The sequence below is a fragment of the Catellatospora paridis genome (assembly GCF_009720365.1).
Lineage (GTDB): Bacteria > Actinomycetota > Actinomycetes > Mycobacteriales > Micromonosporaceae > Catellatospora > Catellatospora paridis.
The window spans coordinates 711,791-733,357 of record NZ_ML769312.1; the positions used below are offsets into that span (position 1 = coordinate 711,791).

At 71.7% G+C, this 21,567-nt stretch carries 26 protein-coding genes and 2 tRNA genes; 16 read left to right on the forward strand and 12 right to left on the reverse strand.

The genetic code is table 11. The features are described from left to right. Positions 1 to 39: 39 nt before the first annotated feature. The 3 genes from F9C41_RS03115 to F9C41_RS03125 all read right to left on the reverse strand — a co-directional run bounded on the left by F9C41_RS03115 (position 40) and on the right by F9C41_RS03125 (position 2,550). A complete protein-coding gene (locus tag F9C41_RS03115) occupies positions 40 to 963 on the reverse strand; it encodes a 2-hydroxyacid dehydrogenase (RefSeq protein ID WP_155385014.1) in 924 nt (307 codons plus the stop codon). A 122-nt stretch (positions 964 to 1,085) separates the two neighbouring features. After that, positions 1,086 to 2,042, reverse strand: coding sequence for a phosphotransferase (locus tag F9C41_RS03120; RefSeq protein WP_155385015.1), 957 nt, complete (start codon positions 2,040 to 2,042; stop codon positions 1,086 to 1,088). Between the two features lie 58 nt (positions 2,043 to 2,100). Beyond that, complete coding sequence (locus F9C41_RS03125) at positions 2,101 to 2,550, reverse strand: DUF3307 domain-containing protein (protein WP_230689255.1); 450 nt, start codon at positions 2,548 to 2,550, stop codon at positions 2,101 to 2,103. Between the two features lie 154 nt (positions 2,551 to 2,704). Between F9C41_RS03125 and F9C41_RS03130 the strand changes: the two genes are divergently transcribed. Beyond that, on the forward strand, positions 2,705 to 3,421 hold the full coding sequence (locus F9C41_RS03130) for a hypothetical protein (RefSeq protein ID WP_155385016.1): 717 nt from the start codon (positions 2,705 to 2,707) through the stop codon (positions 3,419 to 3,421). A 44-nt stretch (positions 3,422 to 3,465) separates the two neighbouring features. Here the strand turns inward: F9C41_RS03130 and F9C41_RS03135 are convergent, their stop codons facing one another. Further along, positions 3,466 to 4,020: a YbaK/EbsC family protein gene (locus tag F9C41_RS03135; RefSeq protein WP_155385017.1), complete on the reverse strand. Its 555-nt coding sequence runs from the start codon at positions 4,018 to 4,020 to the stop codon at positions 3,466 to 3,468. 42 nt (positions 4,021 to 4,062) lie between these two features. On the opposite strand from F9C41_RS03135, the gene F9C41_RS03140 reads away from it, so the two are divergent. Further along, a complete protein-coding gene (locus tag F9C41_RS03140; protein ID WP_155385018.1) occupies positions 4,063 to 4,482 on the forward strand; it encodes an HIT family protein in 420 nt (139 codons plus the stop codon). A 63-nt stretch (positions 4,483 to 4,545) separates the two neighbouring features. On the opposite strand, the gene F9C41_RS03145 is transcribed toward F9C41_RS03140, so the two are convergent. From F9C41_RS03145 to F9C41_RS03165, 5 genes are all read right to left on the reverse strand, one after another. Beyond that, on the reverse strand, positions 4,546 to 5,235 hold the full coding sequence (locus tag F9C41_RS03145) for a hypothetical protein (RefSeq protein WP_155385019.1): 690 nt from the start codon (positions 5,233 to 5,235) through the stop codon (positions 4,546 to 4,548). 143 nt (positions 5,236 to 5,378) lie between these two features. Beyond that, positions 5,379 to 6,146, reverse strand: a complete 768-nt coding sequence (locus tag F9C41_RS03150; RefSeq protein WP_155385020.1) for an alpha/beta fold hydrolase — start codon at positions 6,144 to 6,146, stop codon at positions 5,379 to 5,381. A gap of 64 nt (positions 6,147 to 6,210) precedes the next feature. After that, complete coding sequence (locus tag F9C41_RS03155) at positions 6,211 to 6,465, reverse strand: hypothetical protein (protein ID WP_120322285.1); 255 nt, start codon at positions 6,463 to 6,465, stop codon at positions 6,211 to 6,213. A gap of 84 nt (positions 6,466 to 6,549) precedes the next feature. Continuing rightward, positions 6,550 to 7,506, reverse strand: a complete 957-nt coding sequence (locus F9C41_RS03160; protein WP_155385021.1) for a DUF1152 domain-containing protein — start codon at positions 7,504 to 7,506, stop codon at positions 6,550 to 6,552. Then, complete coding sequence (locus F9C41_RS03165; protein ID WP_155385022.1) at positions 7,506 to 7,949, reverse strand: NUDIX hydrolase; 444 nt, start codon at positions 7,947 to 7,949, stop codon at positions 7,506 to 7,508. The genes F9C41_RS03160 and F9C41_RS03165 overlap by 1 nt, the downstream gene beginning before the upstream one ends. Before the next feature lie 79 nt (positions 7,950 to 8,028). Here F9C41_RS03165 and F9C41_RS03170 point away from each other — a divergent pair, with 79 nt between their 5' ends. The 6 genes from F9C41_RS03170 (at position 8,029) to F9C41_RS03195 (ending at position 11,476) form a co-directional block, all read left to right on the forward strand. Next, positions 8,029 to 8,451, forward strand: a complete 423-nt coding sequence (locus F9C41_RS03170) for a DUF1801 domain-containing protein (protein ID WP_155385023.1) — start codon at positions 8,029 to 8,031, stop codon at positions 8,449 to 8,451. A 50-nt stretch (positions 8,452 to 8,501) separates the two neighbouring features. Continuing rightward, positions 8,502 to 9,287: a peroxide stress protein YaaA gene (gene yaaA, locus F9C41_RS03175; RefSeq protein WP_155385024.1), complete on the forward strand. Its 786-nt coding sequence runs from the start codon at positions 8,502 to 8,504 to the stop codon at positions 9,285 to 9,287. 265 nt (positions 9,288 to 9,552) lie between these two features. Beyond that, positions 9,553 to 9,625, forward strand: a tRNA-Trp gene (locus tag F9C41_RS03180). 19 nt (positions 9,626 to 9,644) lie between these two features. Next, positions 9,645 to 9,717: transfer RNA gene (locus tag F9C41_RS03185), tRNA-Asp, on the forward strand. 59 nt (positions 9,718 to 9,776) lie between these two features. Then, positions 9,777 to 10,394: a hypothetical protein gene (locus F9C41_RS03190; protein ID WP_196279601.1), complete on the forward strand. Its 618-nt coding sequence runs from the start codon at positions 9,777 to 9,779 to the stop codon at positions 10,392 to 10,394. Further along, on the forward strand, positions 10,391 to 11,476 hold the full coding sequence (locus F9C41_RS03195; RefSeq protein ID WP_155385025.1) for a hypothetical protein: 1,086 nt from the start codon (positions 10,391 to 10,393) through the stop codon (positions 11,474 to 11,476). Before F9C41_RS03190 ends, F9C41_RS03195 begins: the two co-directional genes overlap by 4 nt. 101 nt (positions 11,477 to 11,577) lie before the next feature. Here the strand turns inward: F9C41_RS03195 and F9C41_RS03200 are convergent, their stop codons facing one another. Continuing rightward, positions 11,578 to 13,137 carry an ArnT family glycosyltransferase gene (locus F9C41_RS03200; protein ID WP_155385026.1) on the reverse strand — a complete coding sequence of 520 codons (1,560 nt, stop codon included), beginning with the start codon at positions 13,135 to 13,137 and terminating at the stop codon, positions 11,578 to 11,580. Positions 13,138 to 13,396: 259 nt separating this feature from the next. Here F9C41_RS03200 and F9C41_RS03205 point away from each other — a divergent pair, with 259 nt between their 5' ends. From F9C41_RS03205 to F9C41_RS03230, 6 genes are all read left to right on the forward strand, one after another. Then, positions 13,397 to 13,633, forward strand: a complete 237-nt coding sequence (locus F9C41_RS03205) for an HTH domain-containing protein (protein WP_120322486.1) — start codon at positions 13,397 to 13,399, stop codon at positions 13,631 to 13,633. Continuing rightward, on the forward strand, positions 13,633 to 14,232 hold the full coding sequence (locus F9C41_RS42120) for a Clp protease N-terminal domain-containing protein (RefSeq protein WP_155385027.1): 600 nt from the start codon (positions 13,633 to 13,635) through the stop codon (positions 14,230 to 14,232). Before F9C41_RS03205 ends, F9C41_RS42120 begins: the two co-directional genes overlap by 1 nt. 135 nt (positions 14,233 to 14,367) lie before the next feature. Beyond that, positions 14,368 to 15,414, forward strand: a complete 1,047-nt coding sequence (locus F9C41_RS03215; RefSeq protein ID WP_155385028.1) for an aldo/keto reductase — start codon at positions 14,368 to 14,370, stop codon at positions 15,412 to 15,414. Between the two features lie 121 nt (positions 15,415 to 15,535). Then, complete coding sequence (locus tag F9C41_RS03220; RefSeq protein ID WP_155385029.1) at positions 15,536 to 16,087, forward strand: hypothetical protein; 552 nt, start codon at positions 15,536 to 15,538, stop codon at positions 16,085 to 16,087. A 162-nt stretch (positions 16,088 to 16,249) separates the two neighbouring features. After that, positions 16,250 to 16,654: a GNAT family N-acetyltransferase gene (locus F9C41_RS03225; RefSeq protein ID WP_155385030.1), complete on the forward strand. Its 405-nt coding sequence runs from the start codon at positions 16,250 to 16,252 to the stop codon at positions 16,652 to 16,654. 628 nt (positions 16,655 to 17,282) lie between these two features. Next, positions 17,283 to 17,789, forward strand: a complete 507-nt coding sequence (locus F9C41_RS03230; RefSeq protein WP_155385031.1) for an NUDIX hydrolase — start codon at positions 17,283 to 17,285, stop codon at positions 17,787 to 17,789. Positions 17,790 to 17,933: 144 nt separating this feature from the next. Here F9C41_RS03230 and F9C41_RS03235 read toward each other — a convergent pair whose 3' ends face one another. Then, positions 17,934 to 18,911: a phosphotransferase family protein gene (locus F9C41_RS03235; RefSeq protein WP_155385032.1), complete on the reverse strand. Its 978-nt coding sequence runs from the start codon at positions 18,909 to 18,911 to the stop codon at positions 17,934 to 17,936. A gap of 397 nt (positions 18,912 to 19,308) precedes the next feature. Here F9C41_RS03235 and F9C41_RS03240 point away from each other — a divergent pair, with 397 nt between their 5' ends. Both F9C41_RS03240 and F9C41_RS03245 read left to right on the forward strand, forming a co-directional pair. Next, positions 19,309 to 19,827: a hypothetical protein gene (locus F9C41_RS03240; RefSeq protein WP_155385033.1), complete on the forward strand. Its 519-nt coding sequence runs from the start codon at positions 19,309 to 19,311 to the stop codon at positions 19,825 to 19,827. A gap of 85 nt (positions 19,828 to 19,912) precedes the next feature. Next, positions 19,913 to 20,686 (forward strand): 2-phosphosulfolactate phosphatase, encoded by a 774-nt coding sequence (locus tag F9C41_RS03245; protein WP_155385034.1) that lies wholly within the window; start codon positions 19,913 to 19,915, stop codon positions 20,684 to 20,686. Between the two features lie 69 nt (positions 20,687 to 20,755). On the opposite strand, the gene F9C41_RS03250 is transcribed toward F9C41_RS03245, so the two are convergent. Continuing rightward, on the reverse strand, positions 20,756 to 21,475 hold the full coding sequence (locus F9C41_RS03250) for a neutral zinc metallopeptidase (protein WP_155385035.1): 720 nt from the start codon (positions 21,473 to 21,475) through the stop codon (positions 20,756 to 20,758). Between the last annotated feature and the right edge of the window lie 92 nt (positions 21,476 to 21,567).

The following is a 21,567-nucleotide window of genomic DNA, read 5'->3' on the forward strand; positions in this document are numbered from 1 at the left end:
ACGCCACCGCACGTGTGAGCTGCCCGCGGGTCCGGGCGCTCAGTAGCCGCCGTGGACCTGGTTGTCGAGCGGTTCGCCCGCGAGGTAGCGGCGCACCTGGGCCCCGACCAGCCGGTACGCGCGCGGCACCGTGCCCTGCACCGCGCCCGCGATGTGGGGTGTCAGCAGCACGTTCGGCATGTCCCACAGCGGGCTGTCGGGCGGCAGCGGCTCGGGGTCGGTCACGTCGAGCGCCGCGCGCAGCCGACCGCTCGCCAGCTCCGCGGTCAGCGCCGCGGTGTCGGCCACCCGGCCGCGGGCGGCGTTGACCAGCAGCGCCCCGTCGGGCATCGCGGCCAGGAACCCGGCGTCGACCAGACCTTCGGTCTGCGCGGTCAGCGGCACCAGCAGCACCACCACGTCCGCGTCCGGCAGCAGCCGGGGCAGGTCGGCGACGCCGTGCACGCCGTCGCGGGCGGTGTGCGCCACGCTCGTCACCCGCACGTCGAACGGGGCCAGCCGGGCCGCGGTCGCCACGCCGATGGAGCCCGCACCGACGATCAGGACGCGTTTGCCGGTCAGCTCGTCGGTGGGGGTGACCTCGCCGAACGCGAACCGGTGCGCGGCCTGCGCGCGGGCGAAGTAGTCGAAGCGGCGCACCGACGCGATGATCGCGCCGACGACCCACTCGGCGACGTTCGGGTCGTGCACGCCGCGCGCGTCGCACAGCGTCACGCCCTCGCGCAGCCGCCCGATCCACGCGTCGGCGCCTGCCGAGAGCAGCTGGACCACCTTCAGGCCGGTCATCGGCCCGGCCAGGGCGACGAGGCCGGGGCTGCTCACGTTGGGCGGCACCCAGAAGTCGACCTCGGCGGGGTCGCCTGGCGGCGGCGCGTCGACCGCCGGCAGCACCGCGACGTCGACGCCGGCCGGCAGCGGTCCCATCAACTCCCGACCGGTCTCATGAGCGATCCACATCCGCACGCTCTCACGCTATCGGCCGCCGGTCTCCGCCAAGCGGCTCTTGGCCGACCGGGGCGGCAGGCGTCCCACCAGCCGAAAGCCGCCTGCCGCCGGGTCAACCACCGGCGAGACCGGGCGTCGGTTCAGAGGACGTTGGGGACGAGCAGTTCCTCGAGCCAGCCGGGCACGGCGGGGCCGTACTCGGCCAGCGACCCGGGATCGGCGCCTTCCAGGGAGCGCTGCCAGGACAGGGACCGGCTCACCTTGGCGGCCTGCACCGCGGGCTCGACCTCGGCGGCCAGTTCGGCGCGGGTGCCGTAGCCGGTCCACGGCTCCAGGTAGGCGTCGCGCAGCCGGGCCAGCACCGGGTCGCCGGGCTTGAGGTCGTAGCGGTCCGCGGCGATCCGCATCGCGATGAGCAGCACCGCGAACGGGTGCGCCACCGACGCGTCACCCCAGTCGAAGAACCGGTACCCGTCACCGACCAGCACGTTCGCGTCGTGCAGGTCGTCGTGCTGGACCGACACCGGCACCGCGCTCGCGGCGACCTGCTCGCACAGCAGCCGGTACCGCGGCTCGTACGCCCGCAGCAGCGTGGCCTTCTCGGCGGTCAGGGAGCCGCCGACGAGCGGGTCGTCGAGCAGGGCCGTGAAGTGGCCGGGCAGCTGCGCCGCGGTCATGTCGGGCACGCCCAGGGCGATCATCTCGGCCGCGCGGGGGGCCAGGTCGCGTTGCAGCTCGGCGTGCCGGGCCAGCAGGTCCTCCCAGTGCGCCGGGTCGTCGGCGGCGACCTCGCGCAGCGTCCTGCCGCCGTCGGGCAGCAGCGACCAGCCGCGCTCGCCGTCGATGGCGATGGGTTCCAGGACCCGGCCCGGCGCCCACCGGCCGAGCGCGTCGAGCAGGCGCGCCTCGTACGTCGAGCAGTGGCCGTTGGCCTTGAACCACACCGTGCGCTCGCCGACGGGCACCTTGGCGAGCACGGACCACGGCCGGACCCGGGTCTGCTCGACCGGCCCGGCGGCCCGCAGCCCGGCTCCGGCCAGGGACTCGTCGATCCAGGCCAGGACCTGCGCCCAGTCGGGTGTCACGGTGTTGTCCATGCCCGGCAGGCTACCGGCCCGTTGATCAGCACCGCCCCCGATATTCCGCGGGCCGCGGTCAGACCGCCACGATGAGCAGCGCCGACACGAGCAGGGCGAGCAGGTGCAGGGCCTGGTCGGCGGCGTACATGCCGCAGACCGGGGTGGTCAGCTCCGCGAAGCGGGGGGAGCCGGTGGCCCGCAGCAGCGCCCGCACCGGCCAGCGGCGGTCCAGCAGCGCGTGGGTCGCGACGGAGAAGGCCAGGCCGGCGGCGATGCCCCAGCCCGACAGCGGCAGCCGCAGCACCGCCGTCGTGCCGATCAGCAGCACGGCCATGGTCACGTGGTATCCGGCGAGGTGCCCGGCCATCGCGGTCCAGCCGCGCCGGCCGGCCGCTGCCTTGCCCTCCGCCTGCCGGTCGGTCTGCGCGACGTGGTCGCCGAGCTGGTGCCCGACGTACAGCACGAGGAGCACGACGGCGAAGGTGGCCGCGCGGGCCACCACCATCGGATCGGGAACGGAGGACATGCCCTCCATGGTGGCGCGCGATGGCACGCTCTGCTGCGATCCAGCCGACACTTTCGATGTGTGCTGCACTACGGAGTGAGCGTGGAATGTGGCCTGGAACTCATCCCGGCGGCTGGGTAAGGTGTCGGATTCACTACCACCACGGGGAGTCCACATGTCGTACGCCGCACTCGTCCGGCCCGCGATCGACCGCGTCTACATCGGAATGCGCGCCGCGGCGCGGGACCGGCTGCAGGAGCTGACCGAGCAGACCGGCCTGCGCCAGGGCCTCAACACCAGCTTCTACTTCGGCCTGCTCGCCCGGCCGCTGCCCGCCGACGGCTTCGCCGCGGTGACCGCCTACGGCGCGTGCGACATGACCGATGAACTGGAGCAGGCCATCATGGCCGTCGACGACGACGGCAACTGGTCGCTGACCGACACCGGACACACCTACACCCTGGCGCTGCAGCAGGTGATCGCCGACTCGGCGCAGGAGCACTGGGGCCAGACATTCCGCGGGGCGCTGCCGGGCGTGGCGGCCCTGCCGCGGCTGGCCGAGCTGCTCGGTGTGCTGCTCAGGGCGGGCGAGGCCACCGGCGGGCCGGCGTTCCGTGCCGCGACTCCGGTCTACGAGCCGGCCGGTGCGTCGTACGCGCTGCAGGTCAGCACCCGCCTGGGTGCGCTGCGCCACCACCGCGGCGACGCCCACCGGGCCGCCTGGGCCGCCGCCGGGCTGACCCTGGACCAGCTGCAGGCACTCTCGCCCGACGACCCGCTGCGGGTGTCGATCGAGCAGGACACCAACCGCCGCGACGAGCCGATCTACCAGGCGCTGACCGAGTCCGAGCGGTGGGAGCTGCTCGGCCTGCTGGCGGCCCTGCCGAACTGAACCGTGGCGCTCGGGCCGCCCGCCTCGGCGGCCCGAGCCCCGCGCTACAGCCCCAGCCCTTCCAGTACGGTCGCGCCGGGCAGCCCGGCGAGCACCTTGCCCGGCACGATGATCTTCCCGCGCCGGTTGCCGGAGCCGATCACCACGTGCGGCGCGTCGGCGACGGCGGCGTCGACCAGTACGGGCCAGCTGTCGGGCAGCCCGATCGGGGTGATGCCGCCGTACTGCATCCCGGTCAGCGTCACCGCCTCGTCCATCGGCGCGAACGACGCCTTGCGCGCCCCGAGGTGCTTGCGGACGAGGCCGTTGACGTCGGCACGGGTGCTGGCCAGCACCATGCACGCGGCGTAGGTCACGTCCTGCCCGCGCTTGGCGGCCACCACCACGCAGTTCGCGGACAGCTCCGGTGCGACCTGGTACGCCTCGCCGAAGTTCCCGGTGTCGGCCAGCTCCGGATCGGTGTCGACGACCAGCACCGACTCGACCGGTTCAGCGCCGGACCAGCCGGCCAGGGCCTTGGCCACCGGCGCGGCGACGAGATCGGCACGGTCCACGGCGGGCCAGGCCGCCTCGAAGTTCCCGATGGGTGCAGCAGACATGCGACCGATGCTACCCAGGCAACCGATAGGCTCGGCGTTGCCATGGAGGGATGTCTGTTCTGCGAGATCGCGGCCGGGGCGCGCCCGGCGTGGCTGGTGCACGCCGACGACACGGTGGTGGCTTTCCTCGACACCCGGCCGGTGTTTCCCGGGCACGTGCTGGTGGTGCCGCGCGAGCACGTGCCGACCCTGCACGACCTGCCCGCCGACGCCGTGGGCGGCTACTTCCAGCAGGTGCAGCGCATCGCCGGGGCCGTCGAGTCGGCGATGTCGGCCCAGGGCACCTTCGTCGCCCTCAACAACAAGATCAGCCAGAGCGTGCCGCACCTGCACACCCACGTGGTGCCGCGGAGCAAGGGCGACGGCCTGCGCGGCTTCTTCTGGCCCCGCACCAAGTACGCCGACGACGACCAGGCCCGCTCGCACGCCGACGCGATCGCGGCCGCGCTCGCCGAAGCCTGAGCCTGAGCCGACCACAAAGGGGGCCTACGGCCGTTCGTGGCCGTCGACCCCCTTCGTGTCCTCTTACGGGGCGACCGCGGCCTGCGCGGTCACCGCGACGGCGTTCATCGCCGCCGTGAAGCCGCCCGAACCCCTGCACAGGAGCGCGACCTCGCCGCCCGCGTCCAGGTTGACCTGGGCGGCGACGGCGCCGGAGCTGGCGAACGACGCGCCGTCGACACCCGGCCGCGGGTCCGCCTCGGCCATGGTGCCGGCAGCCTGTGCCGGGCCGTCCGCCGTGGCCTTGAACGCGAGCAGGCACTGGAACTGCGGCGACTGGCCGATCCTCGCCGCGCTGAGCGTCGTCGTCACCTGGTAGGTGCCGGCCGGCAGGTTGGTGAGGCTCAGCACGATGGTGTCATCGGTCGCGAGGGTGCCGTCCCGCTCGACGTCGCTGAACCCGGCGGGCGGCGTGGCCGGTCCGGGAGGCCCAGCCGGGCCCTTCGGGCCCTGCGGGCCGGGCGCGCCCCGGTCGCCCTTGGGCCCCTTGACGTTCCAGGTGAGGGCCTGCTCCTGCTTGGTGCAGCCGCTGCCGCCGCCACGGGGCAGCTCGGGGATGCGCACGTCGCCGGTCTTCTTGTTCACGCACGCCTTGATGACGGCGGCGGCCTCGGGCTGGGCCTGGGCGAAGCTGCCGAAGGCCAGCAGGGTCGCGGCCGCCAGGCCGGCCACGCCCAGCACGCGCTGTGCCCGGCGTCGGACGAACGAATTCACGTCTCTCCTCGATGGAAGATCGGATCCCGGTGAAGGATCGGAGAAGACGGTTATAGCCAGCGAATGGGGCGAACCGGCGGCACCATGCCGCACCGTACGTGGCTAAACAACTACACAGTGCGACATGTTGACCGTCGTCGGCTTCAGTGGGCGGGAACGGTCTCGCGCAGGAAGTCGAGCAGCACCGGGTTCAGCTCCTCGGGCCGCTCCATGCTCGGCAGGTGCCCGGCCCAGTCCAGGTGCAGGTGACGCGACCCGGCGAGCTGCTCGGACAGCCGCACCGCGATGTCGTGGAAGTCGGCGAAGTCGTGCTCACCGGACACCAGCAGGCACGGGGCGGTGATCGCGGCCAGGTCGACGTCCTTCTTGATCGAGCCGTGCTCCTCCGCCACGGGGGCGAGCTGCACCTCGAACGCGTGCCGCTGCATCCGGCGCACCAGTTCGCGGGTCGCGTCGTCGGCGTGCGGGCCGATCCACGCCGTGACGTTGAGTTCGGTCGCCGCGGCGACGTCGCCCGCCTCGAGCAGCGCGTCCTCCTGGTCGCCGAATGCGCTGAGCCGGGCGCTGGGCTCGTGGTCGGCGACCGCGGTGCACAGCAGCGCCAGCGCGGTCGTGCGCTGCGGCAGGCGCGCCGCGAACTCGAGCGCGACCCGGCCGCCGCCGGACGAGCCGATCAGCGCGGCCTGCTCGATCCCGAGCTCGTCGAGCAGCTCGGCGACGTCGTCGGCGTTGTTGTAGGGCCGGTCGGGCATGGGGGTGTCACCGAAGCCGCGCAGGTCGACGCGGATCACGCGGTAACCCGCAGCGGTCAGGACCGGCAGCTGCGGGTCCCACATCCGCCGATCGCAGACCGTGGAGTGAATCAGGACGAGCGTCGGGCCGTCGCCGGCCACGTCATGTGAGAGTGTCATCGGCTGACAGGCTAGTGATCAAGCTCGGGGCCCGCCTCCCGATTTCGGCCGCGGGTGAGCCAGGTCACCTCGCGGACTGGAACACCGCCGTCGTCGTGGCCAGGAAGTACACGACCATCAGCACCGCGGCGAGCATCGCGGCCCGGATCGCGAGCATCCACGCCTTGCGGGCGGTCTTCACGGCGGCCTTGGCCTTCGGCACCCCGGCGACCGCCGACTTGTACCCCGCGCCCGCCTGTTGCATCTTCAACCACCGGCGGCCGACCAGGATCCCCAGCAGCACCCCGATAATGCCGATCATCAGCGCGTCCCCGGACATGCACAGAACTTAACCGTCCGATCGACCGCGTGCGATACCTCATTCATCCACTTTGCCCACGCCGCCGCAACGAGCGCAGACCACTCAGTGTGGGAAGACCCGCGGGATCCGGGTGTCGGTCTCGTTGCGGAACGCCTCGATCGCGGCGCTGACCTGACGCATCAGGTGCGTGCCCTCGACCCGGTCCAGCAGCAGGTTGCGCGCGGCCAGCCCCGCCAGGTCGACGGTGAAGTACACCGCCATCAGCGGGTTCACGAACAGCCGGCTGCCGCCGGTGCGCCGGGTGAACTGCACGTCGCCGTGCAGGCCCTGCAGCGCCGCCGCGATCTGCCCGTTGACGATGCTCGGCCAGCCCGGGGTCAGTGCCCGCGCGTGCGCGACCGCCTCGACGTAGGCCCGCCCCTGCGGCGAGTGCGCGGGGATCGACAGCGCACCCAGGTATGCCCCGGCCTGGTCGAGCTCGGCGAGGTTCTCCAGCACCTGCACGTGGTTGACGCCGTGGTAGGCGTCGATGCCGAAGCCGAGGCAGGTGACCAGCTTGACGCCCACGTCCAGCCCGGCGACCGCGGCGAGGCTGGTCATGTCCTCCTCCGGCGTGCCCAGGCCGGTCTCGTCGCCGCGCATGAGGATGTCGGTGCCGCCGTCCACCAGCACGATCGCGTCCGGCGCCAGCCGTTCCACCAGCACCCGGTACGCCTCCCGCAGCGGCTGCACACCCACCCGCGCGAACGCGTACACCGTCGACGGCAGGCCGTTGGCGTCCAGCCACAGCGCCAGGGTCCGCTCGGGGAAGTAGCCGTCCAGGCCCTTGGTCGTCGGGCCGACCGCCGCGACGTCGGGCTCCAGCCACACGTCGCCTTCCAGCGCCGCCAGGTCGGCGAACGACAGGTTCGCCAAATGCACCCGCACCCCGTCGGCGTGCAGCTGCAGGGCCAGCGGCAGGCCCGCGTACACGTCGAACCCGCCGCCGGCCCCGGCGATCAGCACACGCTCGCACCCGGCCAGGGCCTCGAACAGCCCCGGCGTGCGCAGCGACGCCATCAGACCGGATCGGCCGGGAAGAACCGCCCCGCCAGCGTCAGATACTCGTTGGATTCCAGGAACCGGCCCAGCACGAACCCGGTCGCGGGGGTGAACGCGCGCCCGCTGAGCACGTCCTCGCCCGCCACGAACTCGGCCAGCACCCCGGCCTGCGCCACGACGTCGGCATTCCAGGCGGGGGTGCCCGCGGCGAAGAAGTACACGTCGGTCCGGGTGCCCGGCAGGAACCCGTGCCAGAACAGCGCCGGCTCGCCGTCGACCGGCAGCCCGGCCTGCTCCGCGACGAGCCGCTTGGCGGCGCCGACCGGGGTCTCACCGGCCCGGATCGCACCACCGGGCAGGCTCCACCGGTTCGCCCGCACCGCCGACTGCTCGTCGCGCATCCGCAGCAGCACGGCGCCGGTCCGGCCCACCAGAGCCGTCAGCACGATACGGGTGGTCATGGGGCGAGCCTACTTCGCGCCGTCACCCCCGCGTTGTCCCGCGACCACGGCTGTCGGACCGGCGGCATACCCTGGCGCTATGGCCGAACCCAAGACGACGAAGAACGACGCCAGCGTCGAGGAGTTCCTCGCCGGCGTCGCCGACGCCCGCCGCCGCACCGACGCCCAGGCGGTGTGCGAGCTGATGGAGGACGTCACCGGCCAGCCCCCGGCGATGTGGGGCAGCGCCATCGTCGGCTTCGGGCAGTACCGCTACGTCTACGCCTCCGGCAAGCAGGGCGACTGGCCCGCCGTCGGCTTCTCCCCGCGCAAGCAGGCCCTGGTCCTGTACGTCACCGAAGGCTTCGACGTGCACGGCGACCTGCTGGCCAGGCTCGGCCCCGTCACCGTCAGCAAAGCCTGCCTGTACGTCAAGAAACTCGCCGACGTCGACACCGCCGCCCTGCGGGAGCTGATCGCCAGCGCGTTCACCCAGGTCCACGGAAAGACGATCACGAGCTGACCCGCCGTGCCGCCGCCCGCCCGGCGCGGCAGGTCACCTAGAGTGAGCCGGTGCTGATCCTGCTGCCGCCCTCCGAGGGCAAGGCCGACACCGGCTCCGGCAAACCGCTCGACCTGGCACGGCTGTCCCTGCCCGCCCTGCACCCCGCCCGCGAGCAGGCCCTGGACGCGCTCGTGGCGCTGTGCTCCGGCGACGCCGACACCGCCGCGGACGTGCTCGGGCTCAGCCCCGGCCTGCGCGGCGAGATCACCCGCAACACGCTGCTGCGTACCGCGAAGGCGCTGCCCGCGGGCAGCCTCTACACCGGCGTGCTCTACGACAACCTGGGCCTGGCCGACCTGCCCGCCCCGGCCAAGACCCGCGCCCGCCGCTCGCTGCTGATCTTCTCCGGGCTGTGGGGCGCGCTGCGCATCGACGACCGGATCCCGCCCTACCGCTGCGCCATGGGCGTACGCCTACCCGGCGTCGGACTGCTCACCACCCACTGGCGCGACGCGATGGCCCAGGCCCTGCCCGAGGCCGCGGGCACCGGCCTGGTCCTCGACCTGCGCTCGTCGATGTACACCCCGGCGTGGACACCCCGCGGCGACGTCGCCGCCCGCACCGCCACCGTCCGGGTCCTGCACGAACGCAGCGGCGCCCGGACCGTCGTCAGCCACTTCAACAAGGCCACCAAGGGCCGCATCGTGCGCGACCTGCTCGCCGACGGCGGCACCCCGCGCAACCCGGCCGAACTAGCCACCGCCCTGCGCGACCTCAAACACACCGTCGAGCAGCTGCCGCCCGCCAAGCCCGGCCGGCCCTGGCAGCTCGACGTCGTCGTCACCGAACTCTGACCGCCGTAATTCCTTTGTGCCGGGCGATCACCACCGCCTACGGTATGGACACCACCCGGACAGGACAGGAGGACAGCGATGCGACCGCAGCACACCGGCGATCAGCGATGGTCCCCGTCCCGCCGCGCCGTGACCCGCTCTTGGTCCACGGACGACACCGACGATCCGACCCCGGGTGACCGGCGCCGCTGAGCGCCACGCGAACGGCCGACGCCGCCCGCGCCCCCGGAACACCGGGGACGGGCGGTTCTTCATTTCCACGCATGCGGGTGTAGCTCAACGGTCAGAGCACCGGCCTCCAAATCCGAAGGTTGCGGGTTCGAATCCTGCCGCCCGTGCGACACAACTTCATACGCTGCCGGTGTGGCTCAGTGGTGAGAGCACCCGCCTGTCGAGCGGGGGGTCGCGGGTTCGAATCCCGTCACCGGCGCAAAAGCACGGTTTAGCTCCGTGAAACGGGGTATCTGCCTCGTCGAAGGAGGTACCTCGATGGACACCGGACAGATCATCATGCTCTTGATCGTGCTTGCCGCCGTCGCCGCCTGCGCGTACGTCGCCTGGACGGCACTGCGCCGCCAGTCGCTGCGTAACCGGTTCGGCCCCGAGTACGACCGCGCCGTCGCCGAGCACGACACCAGGACCGAAGCCGAGCGGGACCTGCGCGACCGCGAGCGCCGCCACGCCGAGCTGGAACTGCGGGAGCTGACCCCCGAGGACCACGCCCGGTTCGTGGTCCGCTGGCACGCGCTGCAGTCGCATTTCATCGACGCCCCGGCCGACGCGGTGGGGGAGGCCGACGTGCTGGTCCGTGACCTGATCACGGCGCGCGGCTACCCGGGCGACGACGACGAGGAGCAGCTGGCACAGCTGTCCGTCGACCACGCCGCGACGCTGGCCTCGTACCGCGAGGCCAAGGAGATCGCCGACCGCAACAGCCGCGGCGAAGCCGCCACCGAGGACCTGCGCATCGCAGTGGTCCGCTACCGCGAGCTGGTCGCCCAGCTGCTCGGCGAGGACCCGGTCCCCGCGGAGCCCACCACCCCCGCGGCGACGCCCGACCGCGCGCTAGCCCCCACCCCCCGCCGTGATGAGGAGGTCCACGCATGACCTACGACACCAGAGCCCAGTTCAACCAGGGTCTCGTCGACTCGGACGACGACCTGGACCTGCGTGACCGGCACAACGGCGTACCGCACCAGGACCGCTCCGACGTCGTCGACGGCGAGCTCGTGGACGGCGAGCCGGAGCACCGCCACGACCAGGACGGCGTCGTACGCGCCGATCATGACGTCGACGGCGAGCCCGTCGATCCGGTGGACCTCGACGGCTTCGGCGGCACCACCGAGGGCGGCCACGACGTCGCCACACCCCGCGACGACGACGAGACTCCGGCCCTGGACGACGTCGTCGACGACGAGCCCGTCGCGACCGACGACCCGGCCCACCCCGAGGCCCACCTCGGCGAGGACCCGGCCGACCGGGCCGACCCGGTCGTGCCCGCCGACGAGGTGCAGGACGAGACGGTGGCGCAGGGCCTCGACGGCGACGACGAGCCGGTCGACACCGAGACCAGGACGCTCGACGACCTGGCCGACGTGGAGGTGCCCGCCGACGACGCCCTCGCCGACTCCGCGGACCGCCCAGCCGACGCCCGTGACGACGACGTCCTGGCTCCGGACGGCATCCCCGCCGACGAACCCACCCCGGCCGACCTGGCGGTCGAGGACATGACCACGCCGGATGCGAGCGCCGACGACGACGAGTCGGCCGACGCACCGGACCACACCCACGACCCGGCGGACCTTGCGGTGGCGGCCGACGCCGCAGACCTCCCCACCGACGACGAGGTGCAGGTCGTGGGCGGCCCGGACGCGGTCGACCCGCCGGTGACCGCGCCCGCCGACGTCGACGCGCTGGTCGCGGCCGCGTCGCTGTGGCCCGTGGCGGCGGCCGAGGACCTGCGTACCCGGTGGCAGGCCGCGCAGCTGCGGTTCGTCGACGACCCGCCGGCGGTCGCCGCGGAACTGCGTGACCTGGTCGGCGAATCCGTGCGCACGCTGCAGGAGTCGCTGGCCGACCGGCAGCGCGAGCTGGACGAGGCGTTCGGTGACGCCGGCACGGACACCGAGCGGCTGCGCCTGGCCGTGCAGCGCTACCGCGACTTCCACCAGCAGCTGCTGGAACGGTAGAGAGCTCCCGGCGGCCGCCAACCACCTGCCATGCATCGCCGGCTGCCGCCGGGCACGAACTGCGGGACGCCCCACCTCGGGGGGCGTCCCGCAGTTCGCCGTCACGGCGTCGGAGCGTCCTGCACGGTCTTCCCGTCGACCTGGACCTTGCCGGTGCAGCCCATGACCAGCGGCGCGGCGTGGACGTACAGCTCGTACCGGTCGGCGGTGTAACGCACCGGGAAGTGCTCCTTGGCCCAGACCCTGACCTCGGGGTGTTTGCCGATGCGGCGCGGCCGGGCGAACAGCACCCCGTCGGCGGCGGTCGCCGCGGCGGTGATCTCGGCGTCGGTGAGCCAGCCGGAGTCGATGCGCACGTGGGAGGTGTCCACCAGCCACGGCGGCGTACGCAGCCCGGCGCGGGCCATCATCGCCTGGTCGTCGGAGACGAGCACCACGTCGCGGGGCAGGCGGCGCAGGCACGCCTCGACGGAGGTGTCGGTGAGCACGGGCGCGACGGTGCTGTGCGTGGTGTGCCAGGCTCCCGCGACGATCGCCGCCACCACGGCGACGGCGCCCGCCCAGCGCCGCCGCGGCCCGGTGACCCGCTGCACCGCCCGCCGCGCCACGGCCCACAGCGCGGCCACACCCAGCACGATCAGCGCACCCGCGGGCGCGACGAACAGCAGCACGTGGTGCTTGAACACGGGATGGTGCAGGTACCCGTACGGCACGATCGCCGCCGCCCACACCGCGATCGCCGCGACATCGGCCCGGCCGCCCGCCCGGCCCGGCAGGCCCAGCGCGAGCACCCCGCCGACGCCCGCGGCGATGAAGTACGGCAGCCCCCAGTCACCGGTGTTGTCGATCATCCCGATGACGTCGGGGGAGTTGACCGACTCCGCCGCGCGCAGGTGGAACGCGAACACCTGGTCCCAGGCCGCCCGGCCGGGACGGATGACCAGCAGCGCGACGGCCGCCGCCGCCGCGAACCCGGCCAGCATGCATCCGGTCGCCGCCGCGGTGCGCCGCAGCCACGCCCACCACCCGGTGGCCCCGGTCGAAACGGTCGTCAGCAATACCAGCGCGAGCGACGGCGCGACCACCACCGCGATCAGTTTCACCAGCGCGGCCAGGCACAGCGCGGCCCCCGACCCGGCCCACCACCACCAGCGGGCGGGCCGATCCGCGCTGCGGGCGCGCAGGGCCAGGCACAGCGCGACCCCGCCCAGCGCCGCGGCGGGCAGGTCCGCGCCGAACTGGAAGCTGTAGCGCTGCACCAGCGGGAACGCGGCCACCGCGAGCACGGCGAGCATCGCGGCCCGCGGCCCGCGCAGCACCGCGGCCATCCCGGCCGCGGTCGCGGCGAGCAGCACCGCGAATCCGGTCATCAGCAGCCGGGCGGCGGTCTCCCCGTCGACCGCACCCAGCAGCGCGAACGGCTGGGCGACCAGCCACGGGAACAGCGGCGGCTGCGCATGGAACACCTCCGTGTACGGCCGTGCGCCGTCGGCGATGGCCAGCGCGGTCTGCCAGTACACGCCGTCGTCGTAGTCCAGAACCTGGGCGCGGCTGGTGGCGGCCCGGTAGGCGAACGTCCACGCCGCGGCCGCGGCGACCGCGGCCCACAGCAGCGCGTCGCGCACCACGGTCAAACGCAATGTGACGGTGGCACCAGTCATCGTGTTCCGTCCTGGGTTCAGGCAGCAGAGCGCCACGCGGCGGCGTCGACGCGTGGCGGGGGCCCGCAGAAGCTAACACCGCCAATGGTGACCATGCGACACCAAACGCCTGTGTCGTGCATATCAGGCACACCTCACGACGCGACAGACTCTCACAACGACCCGCTCGCTCAACTTCGGCGCAGGTCAGCGCTGCCACGGGCAAGCTTGCCGTCAACCAGAGTTGACACCGCCGCGGTTGTCAACCTACATTGACACCATGAGCGACGCGACAAAACTCGCCGCCGCAGCCGGCAGCGCCGACCCCGGCGTCGGCCTACGCGCCGTGCTCGCCCTGCGACGGCTGCTCGAAACCCTCGAGACGCTGCAGGTCGGCAACGCCCGCAAAGCAGGCTGGTCCTGGCAGGAAATCGCCGACGCCCTCGAAGTCAGCCGACAGGCCGTACACAAGAAACACGCCGGCCGCTGGCCCGGACCGGACCGACGGGAGAAGTGATGTTCGAACGATTCACCACCGCCGCACGCGAAGTCGTCAGAGGCGCCCAGGACGAAGCCCGCCACTGCGGCCAGCAGCACTACCTCGGCACCGAACACCTGCTGCTCGGCCTGCTCCGCCCCACCAGCGGCATCCCATACGACCTGCTCACCACCGACGGCCTCGACCACGACCAGGTCACCGCCGCCATCAGCCGCCACCTCGGCACCGCCGAACCCTTCGGCGCCGCCGACGCCGCCGCACTCCAAGCCATCGGCATCGACCTCGACGCCGTACGCGCCAAACTCGAAGAGACCTTCGGCCCCGGCGCCCTCAACCAGGTCACCCCACCACCCCGGCGCGGCCTGTTCCGCCGCCGCCCCCACGTCGCCGTCAGCGAAGGCCGCCACATCCCCTTCACCCCGCGCAGCAAAGTCGTGCTCGAACTGTCCCTACGCGAAGCCCTACGCCTCAAACACAAGTACATCGGCACCGAACACATCCTGCTCGGCATGATCCGCGAAGGCAAAGGGCTCGCCGCCCTGATCATGACCGAAGCCGGCATCGACCTCGACGACCTGCGCCGCCGCACCGAACAGGCCATCGCCGCACGCGACTGACCGCCCACGCGGCCGGGGGAGCAGACCCCGGCCGCGCCGACTTGACCTGGAGCGCACTCCAGCACCTACGCTGACTTCCATGATCGACTCCTGCCGGGCCGGCGCAGGAGTCCCGACCAGGGGAGAAGCACCACCATGCGCTACCGCGCCCTAGGCCGCACCGGCATCGAAGTCAGCACCTACTGCCTCGGCACCATGATGCTCGGCAACGTCGGCAACCCCGACCACGACGACTGCGCCCGCATCATCCACCACGCCCTCGACCACGGCATAAACTTCATCGACACCGCCGACATGTACTCCGCCGGCGAATCCGAGACCATCGTCGGCAAAGCCCTGCACAGCCGCCGCGACGACGTCATCCTCGCCACCAAAGTGCACTTCCCGATGGGCGAAGGCCGCAACCGCGGCGGCAACAGCCGCCGCTGGATCCTCACCGCCGTCGAAGACAGCCTCCGCCGCCTGAACACCGACCACATCGACCTCTACCAGATCCACCGACCCGACCACACCACCGACATCGAGGAAACCCTCGCCACCCTCGACGACCTCGTCCGAGCCGGAAAGATCCGCACCTACGGCTGCTCCACCTTCCCCGCCGAGGAACTCGTCGAAGCCCACCACGCAGCACAACGCCGCGCCGTCAGCCGCTTCCGCACCGAACAACCCCCATACTCCCTGCTCGCCCGCGGCATCGAAGCCGACATCCTGCCCGTCGCCCAGCGCTACGGCATGGGTGTACTCGTCTGGAGCCCACTCGCCTCCGGCTTCCTGTCCGGCCACATCAACCGCGCCACCGTGGACCTCACCACCGGCCGCGCCGCACTCACCCCGCACCGCTTCGACCCGGCCATCCCCGCCAACGCCGCCAAATACGACGCCCTCGAACAGCTCACCGCGCTCGCCGCCGAGATCGGCTGCACCCTGCCCGAACTCGCCGTCGCGTTCACCCAGGCCCACCCCGCCGTCACCGCGACCATCATCGGCCCGCGCACCATGGCCCACCTGGACACGGCGCTCAAGGGAGCGGAGCTGGCCCTGGACGACGCCACACTGGACCGCATCGACGAGATCGTCCCGCCCGGTGTGAACCTCTACCGCCCCGACGGCGCCTGGCGCCCACCGGCCCTGACCGACACCACGCTGCGCCGCCGACCGCAGGCTGACCGCGCCGCCGCCTGACATCGACGGACATAAGATCATTACGGGCCGGGGGAGAGGCGTCGTCACTCCCTCGGCCTGTGGCCCGCTCCACACCCGCCGGGACCACTCACGCAAGCGGCCGCTGGCAGGATGAGCGCCCATGACCCCATCCGATGTGTACGAGGAACGCTACGGACCGAACCCGAAGACGATCCTCGTCATCGCCGGCAGCTTGCTGTTCACCGCCGCCATGCTGCTGCTGCCGCTCGACGCGCTCACCCGCATCCTCGGCCTGGCCCTGTTCGGCGTCGGCGGCGTCATCATGGCGATCGGCACGTTCAGCCGCAAGGTCGCCCTGCGCGTCGACGACACCGGTATCACCCTCGGCGGCTCGCCGCTGCGGCACGCCGCCACCACCGTCCACGTGCCCTGGGCCGAGGTGCAGGCGGTGGTCCTGTGGCGCCAGAAAACGGCGCACAACCTGCCCTGGATCGGCGTGCTGCGGCCACACGACGCGCCGCCCATGCGAGGCACGCCCACCGGACCGGCCGGAAAACTGATGGCCGGTTTCGGGTACGCCGTCTCCGGCGCGCCCGACCCACGCCTGATCGCCGCCGGCCGTGCCATCAACGGCTGGCGGCTGGACCTCGACCGGCTCGCCGCCGCCATACATCACCACGCACCCGGTGTGGAGGTCCGCGACCTGAGATGACCTGTCGCATATGACAAACGTGGTTACTCAGACATAGGGGACGGTCGGATCACTCGTTAGCGTGGCGCTCAGAGCGTTTTCGCAGGTCAGGGGCACTATGTGAGTGAGGTGAGCGGCAAAATCGATGGGATCTCGGGCCGACGGGCCATATCGTGCGCACCCATGACCATCACCTACATCTGGCGCGGTGACTTCGACAGCGCCGAGGTCGAGCAACTGCACGCCGCCGGGTTCGACCGGGAACCGTCCGGCTACGACTGGTGGGCTCAGGTCACCGGGCACAGTCTCGGCTGGGTCAACGCCCGCGACGGCGAACGCCTCGTCGGCTGGGTCAACGTCGCCTGGGACGGATCCGGGCACGCGTTCGTGCTGGACACCGTCGTGGCGGTCGACGCGCGCCGCAGCGGTGTCGGCACCGGACTGATCGCAGAGGCGGCCAGGCAGGCCGGGGCGGCCGGCTGTGAGTGGCTGCACGTCGACTTCGAGGAGCACCTGCGCGGCTTCTACTTCGAAACGTGCGGCTTCCGACCCACCGACGCCGGCCTCATCGCCCTCCCGGCCGCGTGAGCGCCATGGGCCCGACATGGGCAGCGGCCCACCCGGCCCGTCACGGGCGTCTCAGGGCGTTTTCCCAGGTCAGGGGCTCTTTCTAGCCGCTCAGGCGGCACTTTTGACGGCGATCGGCCATCAAGATCACAAAATTTGCGCCGGAAGCCCGGGGGCGAGGGTGATCACCAGCGCGGCAACGTCGGTTTCGCAGCGTCCGATCCGGTCCCGCTGGGCCACTAGTTGATCAACGCTGCGTTTCGACCGTTCCGGAGCTCCGTCGGAGCGCGATCCGTCGTTCAATCAGGCACCTAACATAACAGTCATTATGGTGTATCGCGTTTATGAGCCAGACTCTCGTCACAGACCCGTTTTCTCATTAACGAATTACCGATATTTGTAATCCCGTAATGAGCCGACAGTGGATCCCCACTCAGCATGCTTCAGGGACCACTACCGCGTTGCTGTTCGCCGCTACCCCACCCGCGCCTGAACGTCGACGCGCCGTCATCGGCGGATCCGGACGCCGCCGCAGTCCAAGCGATTGCTCAGCCGAGATCTCTCGTTTCAGAGTCATCGCTGGATCTCGCGGTTGATAGTCTGCGGCGGTGCCGATCGTCATCCGCCTCGCTACCGCGTCCGATATGCCATGACGCCAAACCTGCGCCGTGCCGTCCGCGCGATCATCCTTGATGAGGACGACCGCATCCTGCTCTGCCGGTTCGACTTTCCTCACCCGGCGGTACCAGAGCAAGCGAAGGCCGTTTGGGCGGCGCCAGGCGGCGGCATCGAACCCGGTGAGGACCCGCTGACGGCTCTGCGCCGTGAACTGCGTGAGGAGACCGGTCTGGCGATCACCGCCGATCCACCGCACATCTGGCACCAGGAAATCTCGGCCGCCGACCATCCGCGGGGCTCCGGCGGCATCATCAACGACTACTTCCTCATCCGCGCGAACAACTTCCAGCCCCGCGGCGAGCTGACAGACGACCAACTCGCTGCAGAGGAGAACCTGGCCGCGTTCCGCTGGTGGCAGCTCTCGGAGATCGCTGGCTATACGGGATCTGAGCTGTTCTCGCCCCGCGACCTCACTACACCCTTAACATCGCTGCTCACAGCGGGAACTCCGGACCGGCCGGTCCAACTCGGCCTCTAGAAGTTCCAGGTGTGCGGTCACCCGTACCTGTGATCAACCCATCGCCACGTGCGGGACGCCGTCACCGCGGCGAGGGCGACTCGGCCACATTCTGTGTCAGATCATCTGCCCGGACACCGGCCGCGGCGGCCCTCCTGGACGGTGTCAGAGGACGGCGAGCGCCTTGGCGATGTTCCACTCCGCCAGGTCCAACATCCACTGACGGTCGGGGAAGTCGGTGCCGGCGATCCGCAGTGGACCCTCGATCAGGGACAGCACCTGCGCGTACCGGTACAGCTCGCACCGGTGCGGGTCGAGGTCGACGGGGCGCAGCAGCGGGTACGCGTCGCCGAAGCGCAGGTGCAGGAAGGCGTGCTCCCATTCGACGTCGAAGTGCGTCAGGCCCTCGATGTCGATCAGGACGGGTTCACCGTCGGGTGTGACGAGCACATGATCCGGCCCGAGTTCGCCGTGGACCAGTCCGTACGTCTCGCGGGCCGTGACCGCGCCGCGAAGGCGGCGTACGTGCGCGGCGATCCGGTCGTGTGCGTCCGCGATCCGGTCGTCGTGTCCGGCCGCGTCGTGGAGGTGGCCCAGCGCGCGGTCCACGATGACGTCCTCGGCGCGCCGTTGCGGTGACGCCTCGCCACGGTCGACGGCGGCGAGTTTGCCGTACCGCGAGCCGATGCTGGTGTGCATCCGACGTAGGGCGTCGCCCAGCGCGGCCAGTGGTGCGGCTGCTGCGGTCGGGTCGCGTTCCATCAGCTGTTCGAGGGTCACCGTTCCGGCGTCCTCGGTGAGCGCGATGTCGGCGTCGACGTGGCGTCCGTCGCGGTCGAGCATCAGCAGCCGCGGAACCCGCACCCCGGCCGCGGTCAGGGCCGTGTGGCTGACGGCGAACAGTTCGGCGCCGGACGCGTCGGTGAACGGGTCGTCGGGCACGGTCGGCGACGGTGGCCAGTAGTTCTCGCCGGGAGCCCACACGTAGGCGATCGTGGTCGTCTGGTCGTCCAGGCGCAGCCGGTAGACGCCCTTCTTGGTGCCGCCGGTCAGCCGGTCGAGTGCGACGAGCCGGCGATCGGTGCCGAACTGGTCTGTCACCAGATCGTGGAAGTCGTCCGGCTGCAGGAAGGCCCTGTTCATGATCGCCTTTCGTCGGGTGGGATCCGCCATGGTGCCCGGACCGGTGGTGCCTGGCAAGCGGGTTCGGTCATGGCGGCGTGTGGATAACCCCGTGCGAGGTCGCGTACGGTCGGCCGGTGGTCGATCAGGATGGCTACTTCGGAGAGTCGGTCGCGCAGCGGTACGACGACTCGTCGTCGGACATGTTCGGGACCGGTCCCGTCGGGCTCCCCCATCACGCCGGCGGCCGCGGCGTATGCCGTCGCGATCGAGTCCGCTGACCTCTTGCGGGCAACATCGGGCCGACACGGACCGGAAGTCCTCGGCGAACACACTGTGTGCCTATAGCGTCACTTTCCGTCGGGAAGCTGGCCGGGTACTGCGGGTGTTCCGCGGTCATCACCAACGGGGGTTCAACATGTCCGTATCCAGTATCGCGCGATGGGCCGTCGCGGCCGTCGCGGTCGCGGCAGGGGCGCTGGCCGGGTCGGCAGCGGCAGCCGCGGCGCCGGTCACGCCGCCTGCCGGGCCGCCGAGCAGGTTCGAGGTGCCGCTGACCGGGCAGGCCACCTTCGCCGACCTGGGCACGCTCACCTTCACCGGCAAGGTCCACATCGCCGTGCCGCCCAACCCGGTCAACCCGCAGGGCCTGCGGATCATCCACACCCGGCTGATCGACGGGCTCGGCACCGGGACCGGGGTGTCCTGCGAGGCCCGTGGCAGCCAGCACTTCCGGCTCGCGTCGGAGAGCACGCTGGAGTTCACCGGCACCTACAACATGGTGCCGCCGAACCCGATCCAGCCCGGCGACCCGGCCGAGGCGTGCTGGGGCAAGCGGCTGAACGTGGCGTTCACCGTCAGCCTGGACGACGCGGGCAACGTGGTCGGGCAGCCGACGGCGACGGCCGTGGACCCGGTCGAGGATCCGCAGCCCTGAGCTGGTCGGTCTCGTGGGGCTGTACGGGTTCGACCCGTACAGCCCCACAGTCTTGTGAAGGCGTGGCGTGCGGCAGAATCGTCTGATGATCAACCCGTATCAGCAGGCCGGTCACCGGGTACGCGTCGACTGGGGTCCGCGGGGCGCCGACGCGGTGGCCGCGGGAGCCGCGGTCGTGGCGGTGGTGGACGTGCTGTCGTTCACCACCGCACTGACCGTCGCGGCGGACCTGGGCATCGAGGTGTTGCCCTACCGGTGGCGGGACGCGAGCGCGTTCGAGTACGCCCGCCGCCACGATGCGCTGCTGGCGGTGGGCCGTTCCGAGGTGGACGCCCGGCATCCGGTGAGCCTGTCGCCGGTGACGATCCGGTCGGCGGTCGGGGTGCGGCGGCTGGTGCTGCCGTCGCCGAACGGGTCGACGATCGCGCTGGGCCTGGCCGAGTCGGGTGCGACGGTGGTCGGGGTGTCGCTGCGCAACGCCGCGGCGGCCGCGTCCTGGACGGCTGCCCGGCTGGCGGGTGACCCGGATGCGGTGGTGGCCGTGGTCGCGGGTGGTGAGCGGTGGCGGGCCGACGATTCGCTGCGCCCGGCGGTGGAGGACCTGTGGGGCGTGGGGGCGTTCGTCGACGCCCTGGACCGGCACGGGTTCGGGTCGCTGTCACCGGAGGCGGAGGTCGCCGCGGCGGCATACCTGCGGGTGGCGGGGCGGTTTCCGCAGGTGCTGCAGGACTGTGCGAGCGGCCGGGAGCTGACCGGCTACGGGTATCCGCAGGATGTGGCGATCGCGGCCGAGGTGGGGGTGAGCCGGGTGGCGCCGGTCCTGGAGGGTGTGCGTTTCCGGGCTCATGCGGTGGGGTGAGCCGCCGGTGGCGGGGCTGGCACCGCACGGTGCTGTCGACCGGTTCATCGACAGCACCGGTGTCGTGGGTCAGCTGAGGTCGCAGGCGTTGAGGGACTTGTCGTACCCGGCGAAGAACGCGTCGGTGCGCTGGGCGACGGTGCCGTGGGATTCGGGGGCGAACCAGGGCTGGCCTTCGGGGTCGCCGACGGAGAGCAGGCCGCGGCGGAACTCCTGGAGGTCGCCGTCGGCGAGCCGGAGCTGGTCGCTGCGGACGGAGTCGCCGAGGTAGGCCCCGGCCATGCAGTCGGCCTGGAGTTCGTGGTCGATGCCGTACCGGTGTTCGATGCCGAGGCGGGCCTGGACGGCGTGGGCGTATTCGTGGCCGAGCAGGTAGTAGACGAACGCGTCGCCGATCTTGCGGAAGGCGGCGACGGCCCAGTCGGCGTCGTAGGCGATGAAGTCGCCGGCCGGGCAGTAGACGGCGTTGTCGGCGGGGATGGGTTCGCGGCCGCAGGCGAGGTCGCCGCTGTCGCGGTACGGGGTGACGGTGCGGACGGGGGTGAAGCCGACGCCGGAGGCTTTGAACACGCCCGACCAGTAGGTCTCGGCCTGGATCACGGCGCCTTCGGCGTCGTCGCGGAACTCATCGACGGTCATGGCGCCGTCGGATTCGCGGGCGGTGGTGGGTGCGCTGCCGGGCTGGGGTGCGCTGTCGTCGGGGGTGGCGGGTTCGGGTAGGGCGCCGCAGCCGAGGGTGAGCACGGCGGCGGCGATGAGCGCGATGGTCCAGCGGGGGCGGGCGGGCATCTGCTCGGTCCTTTCGCGGGGTGTCTTCTGTTGTACCCGATGCCCACTCGGGGTCCAGATCTGTCGATCGGGGCGCGGTGAGATGTGCCGCT

Coding starts and splice junctions, on each gene's coding strand:
- F9C41_RS03155 (WP_120322285.1), bottom strand. CDS start 6,465: ATGTCCGGGGACGCGCTGATGATCGGCATTATCGGGGTGCTGCTGGGG.
- F9C41_RS03195 (WP_155385025.1), top strand. CDS start 10,391: ATGACCTACGACACCAGAGCCCAGTTCAACCAGGGTCTCGTCGACTCG.
- F9C41_RS03200 (WP_155385026.1), bottom strand. CDS start 13,137: ATGACTGGTGCCACCGTCACATTGCGTTTGACCGTGGTGCGCGACGCG.
- F9C41_RS03135 (WP_155385017.1), bottom strand. CDS start 4,020: ATGTCTGCTGCACCCATCGGGAACTTCGAGGCGGCCTGGCCCGCCGTG.
- F9C41_RS03130 (WP_155385016.1), top strand. CDS start 2,705: ATGTCGTACGCCGCACTCGTCCGGCCCGCGATCGACCGCGTCTACATC.
- F9C41_RS03220 (WP_155385029.1), top strand. CDS start 15,536: ATGACCCCATCCGATGTGTACGAGGAACGCTACGGACCGAACCCGAAG.
- F9C41_RS03215 (WP_155385028.1), top strand. CDS start 14,368: ATGCGCTACCGCGCCCTAGGCCGCACCGGCATCGAAGTCAGCACCTAC.
- F9C41_RS03190 (WP_196279601.1), top strand. CDS start 9,777: ATGGACACCGGACAGATCATCATGCTCTTGATCGTGCTTGCCGCCGTC.
- F9C41_RS42120 (WP_155385027.1), top strand. CDS start 13,633: ATGTTCGAACGATTCACCACCGCCGCACGCGAAGTCGTCAGAGGCGCC.
- F9C41_RS03225 (WP_155385030.1), top strand. CDS start 16,250: ATGACCATCACCTACATCTGGCGCGGTGACTTCGACAGCGCCGAGGTC.
- F9C41_RS03235 (WP_155385032.1), bottom strand. CDS start 18,911: ATGAACAGGGCCTTCCTGCAGCCGGACGACTTCCACGATCTGGTGACA.
- F9C41_RS03170 (WP_155385023.1), top strand. CDS start 8,029: ATGGCCGAACCCAAGACGACGAAGAACGACGCCAGCGTCGAGGAGTTC.
- F9C41_RS03160 (WP_155385021.1), bottom strand. CDS start 7,506: ATGGCGTCGCTGCGCACGCCGGGGCTGTTCGAGGCCCTGGCCGGGTGC.
- F9C41_RS03140 (WP_155385018.1), top strand. CDS start 4,063: ATGGAGGGATGTCTGTTCTGCGAGATCGCGGCCGGGGCGCGCCCGGCG.
- F9C41_RS03120 (WP_155385015.1), bottom strand. CDS start 2,042: ATGGACAACACCGTGACACCCGACTGGGCGCAGGTCCTGGCCTGGATC.
- F9C41_RS03125 (WP_230689255.1), bottom strand. CDS start 2,550: ATGTCCTCCGTTCCCGATCCGATGGTGGTGGCCCGCGCGGCCACCTTC.
- F9C41_RS03165 (WP_155385022.1), bottom strand. CDS start 7,949: ATGACCACCCGTATCGTGCTGACGGCTCTGGTGGGCCGGACCGGCGCC.
- F9C41_RS03250 (WP_155385035.1), bottom strand. CDS start 21,475: ATGCCCGCCCGCCCCCGCTGGACCATCGCGCTCATCGCCGCCGCCGTG.
- F9C41_RS03150 (WP_155385020.1), bottom strand. CDS start 6,146: ATGACACTCTCACATGACGTGGCCGGCGACGGCCCGACGCTCGTCCTG.
- F9C41_RS03245 (WP_155385034.1), top strand. CDS start 19,913: ATGATCAACCCGTATCAGCAGGCCGGTCACCGGGTACGCGTCGACTGG.
- F9C41_RS03205 (WP_120322486.1), top strand. CDS start 13,397: ATGAGCGACGCGACAAAACTCGCCGCCGCAGCCGGCAGCGCCGACCCC.
- F9C41_RS03230 (WP_155385031.1), top strand. CDS start 17,283: ATGACGCCAAACCTGCGCCGTGCCGTCCGCGCGATCATCCTTGATGAG.
- F9C41_RS03240 (WP_155385033.1), top strand. CDS start 19,309: ATGTCCGTATCCAGTATCGCGCGATGGGCCGTCGCGGCCGTCGCGGTC.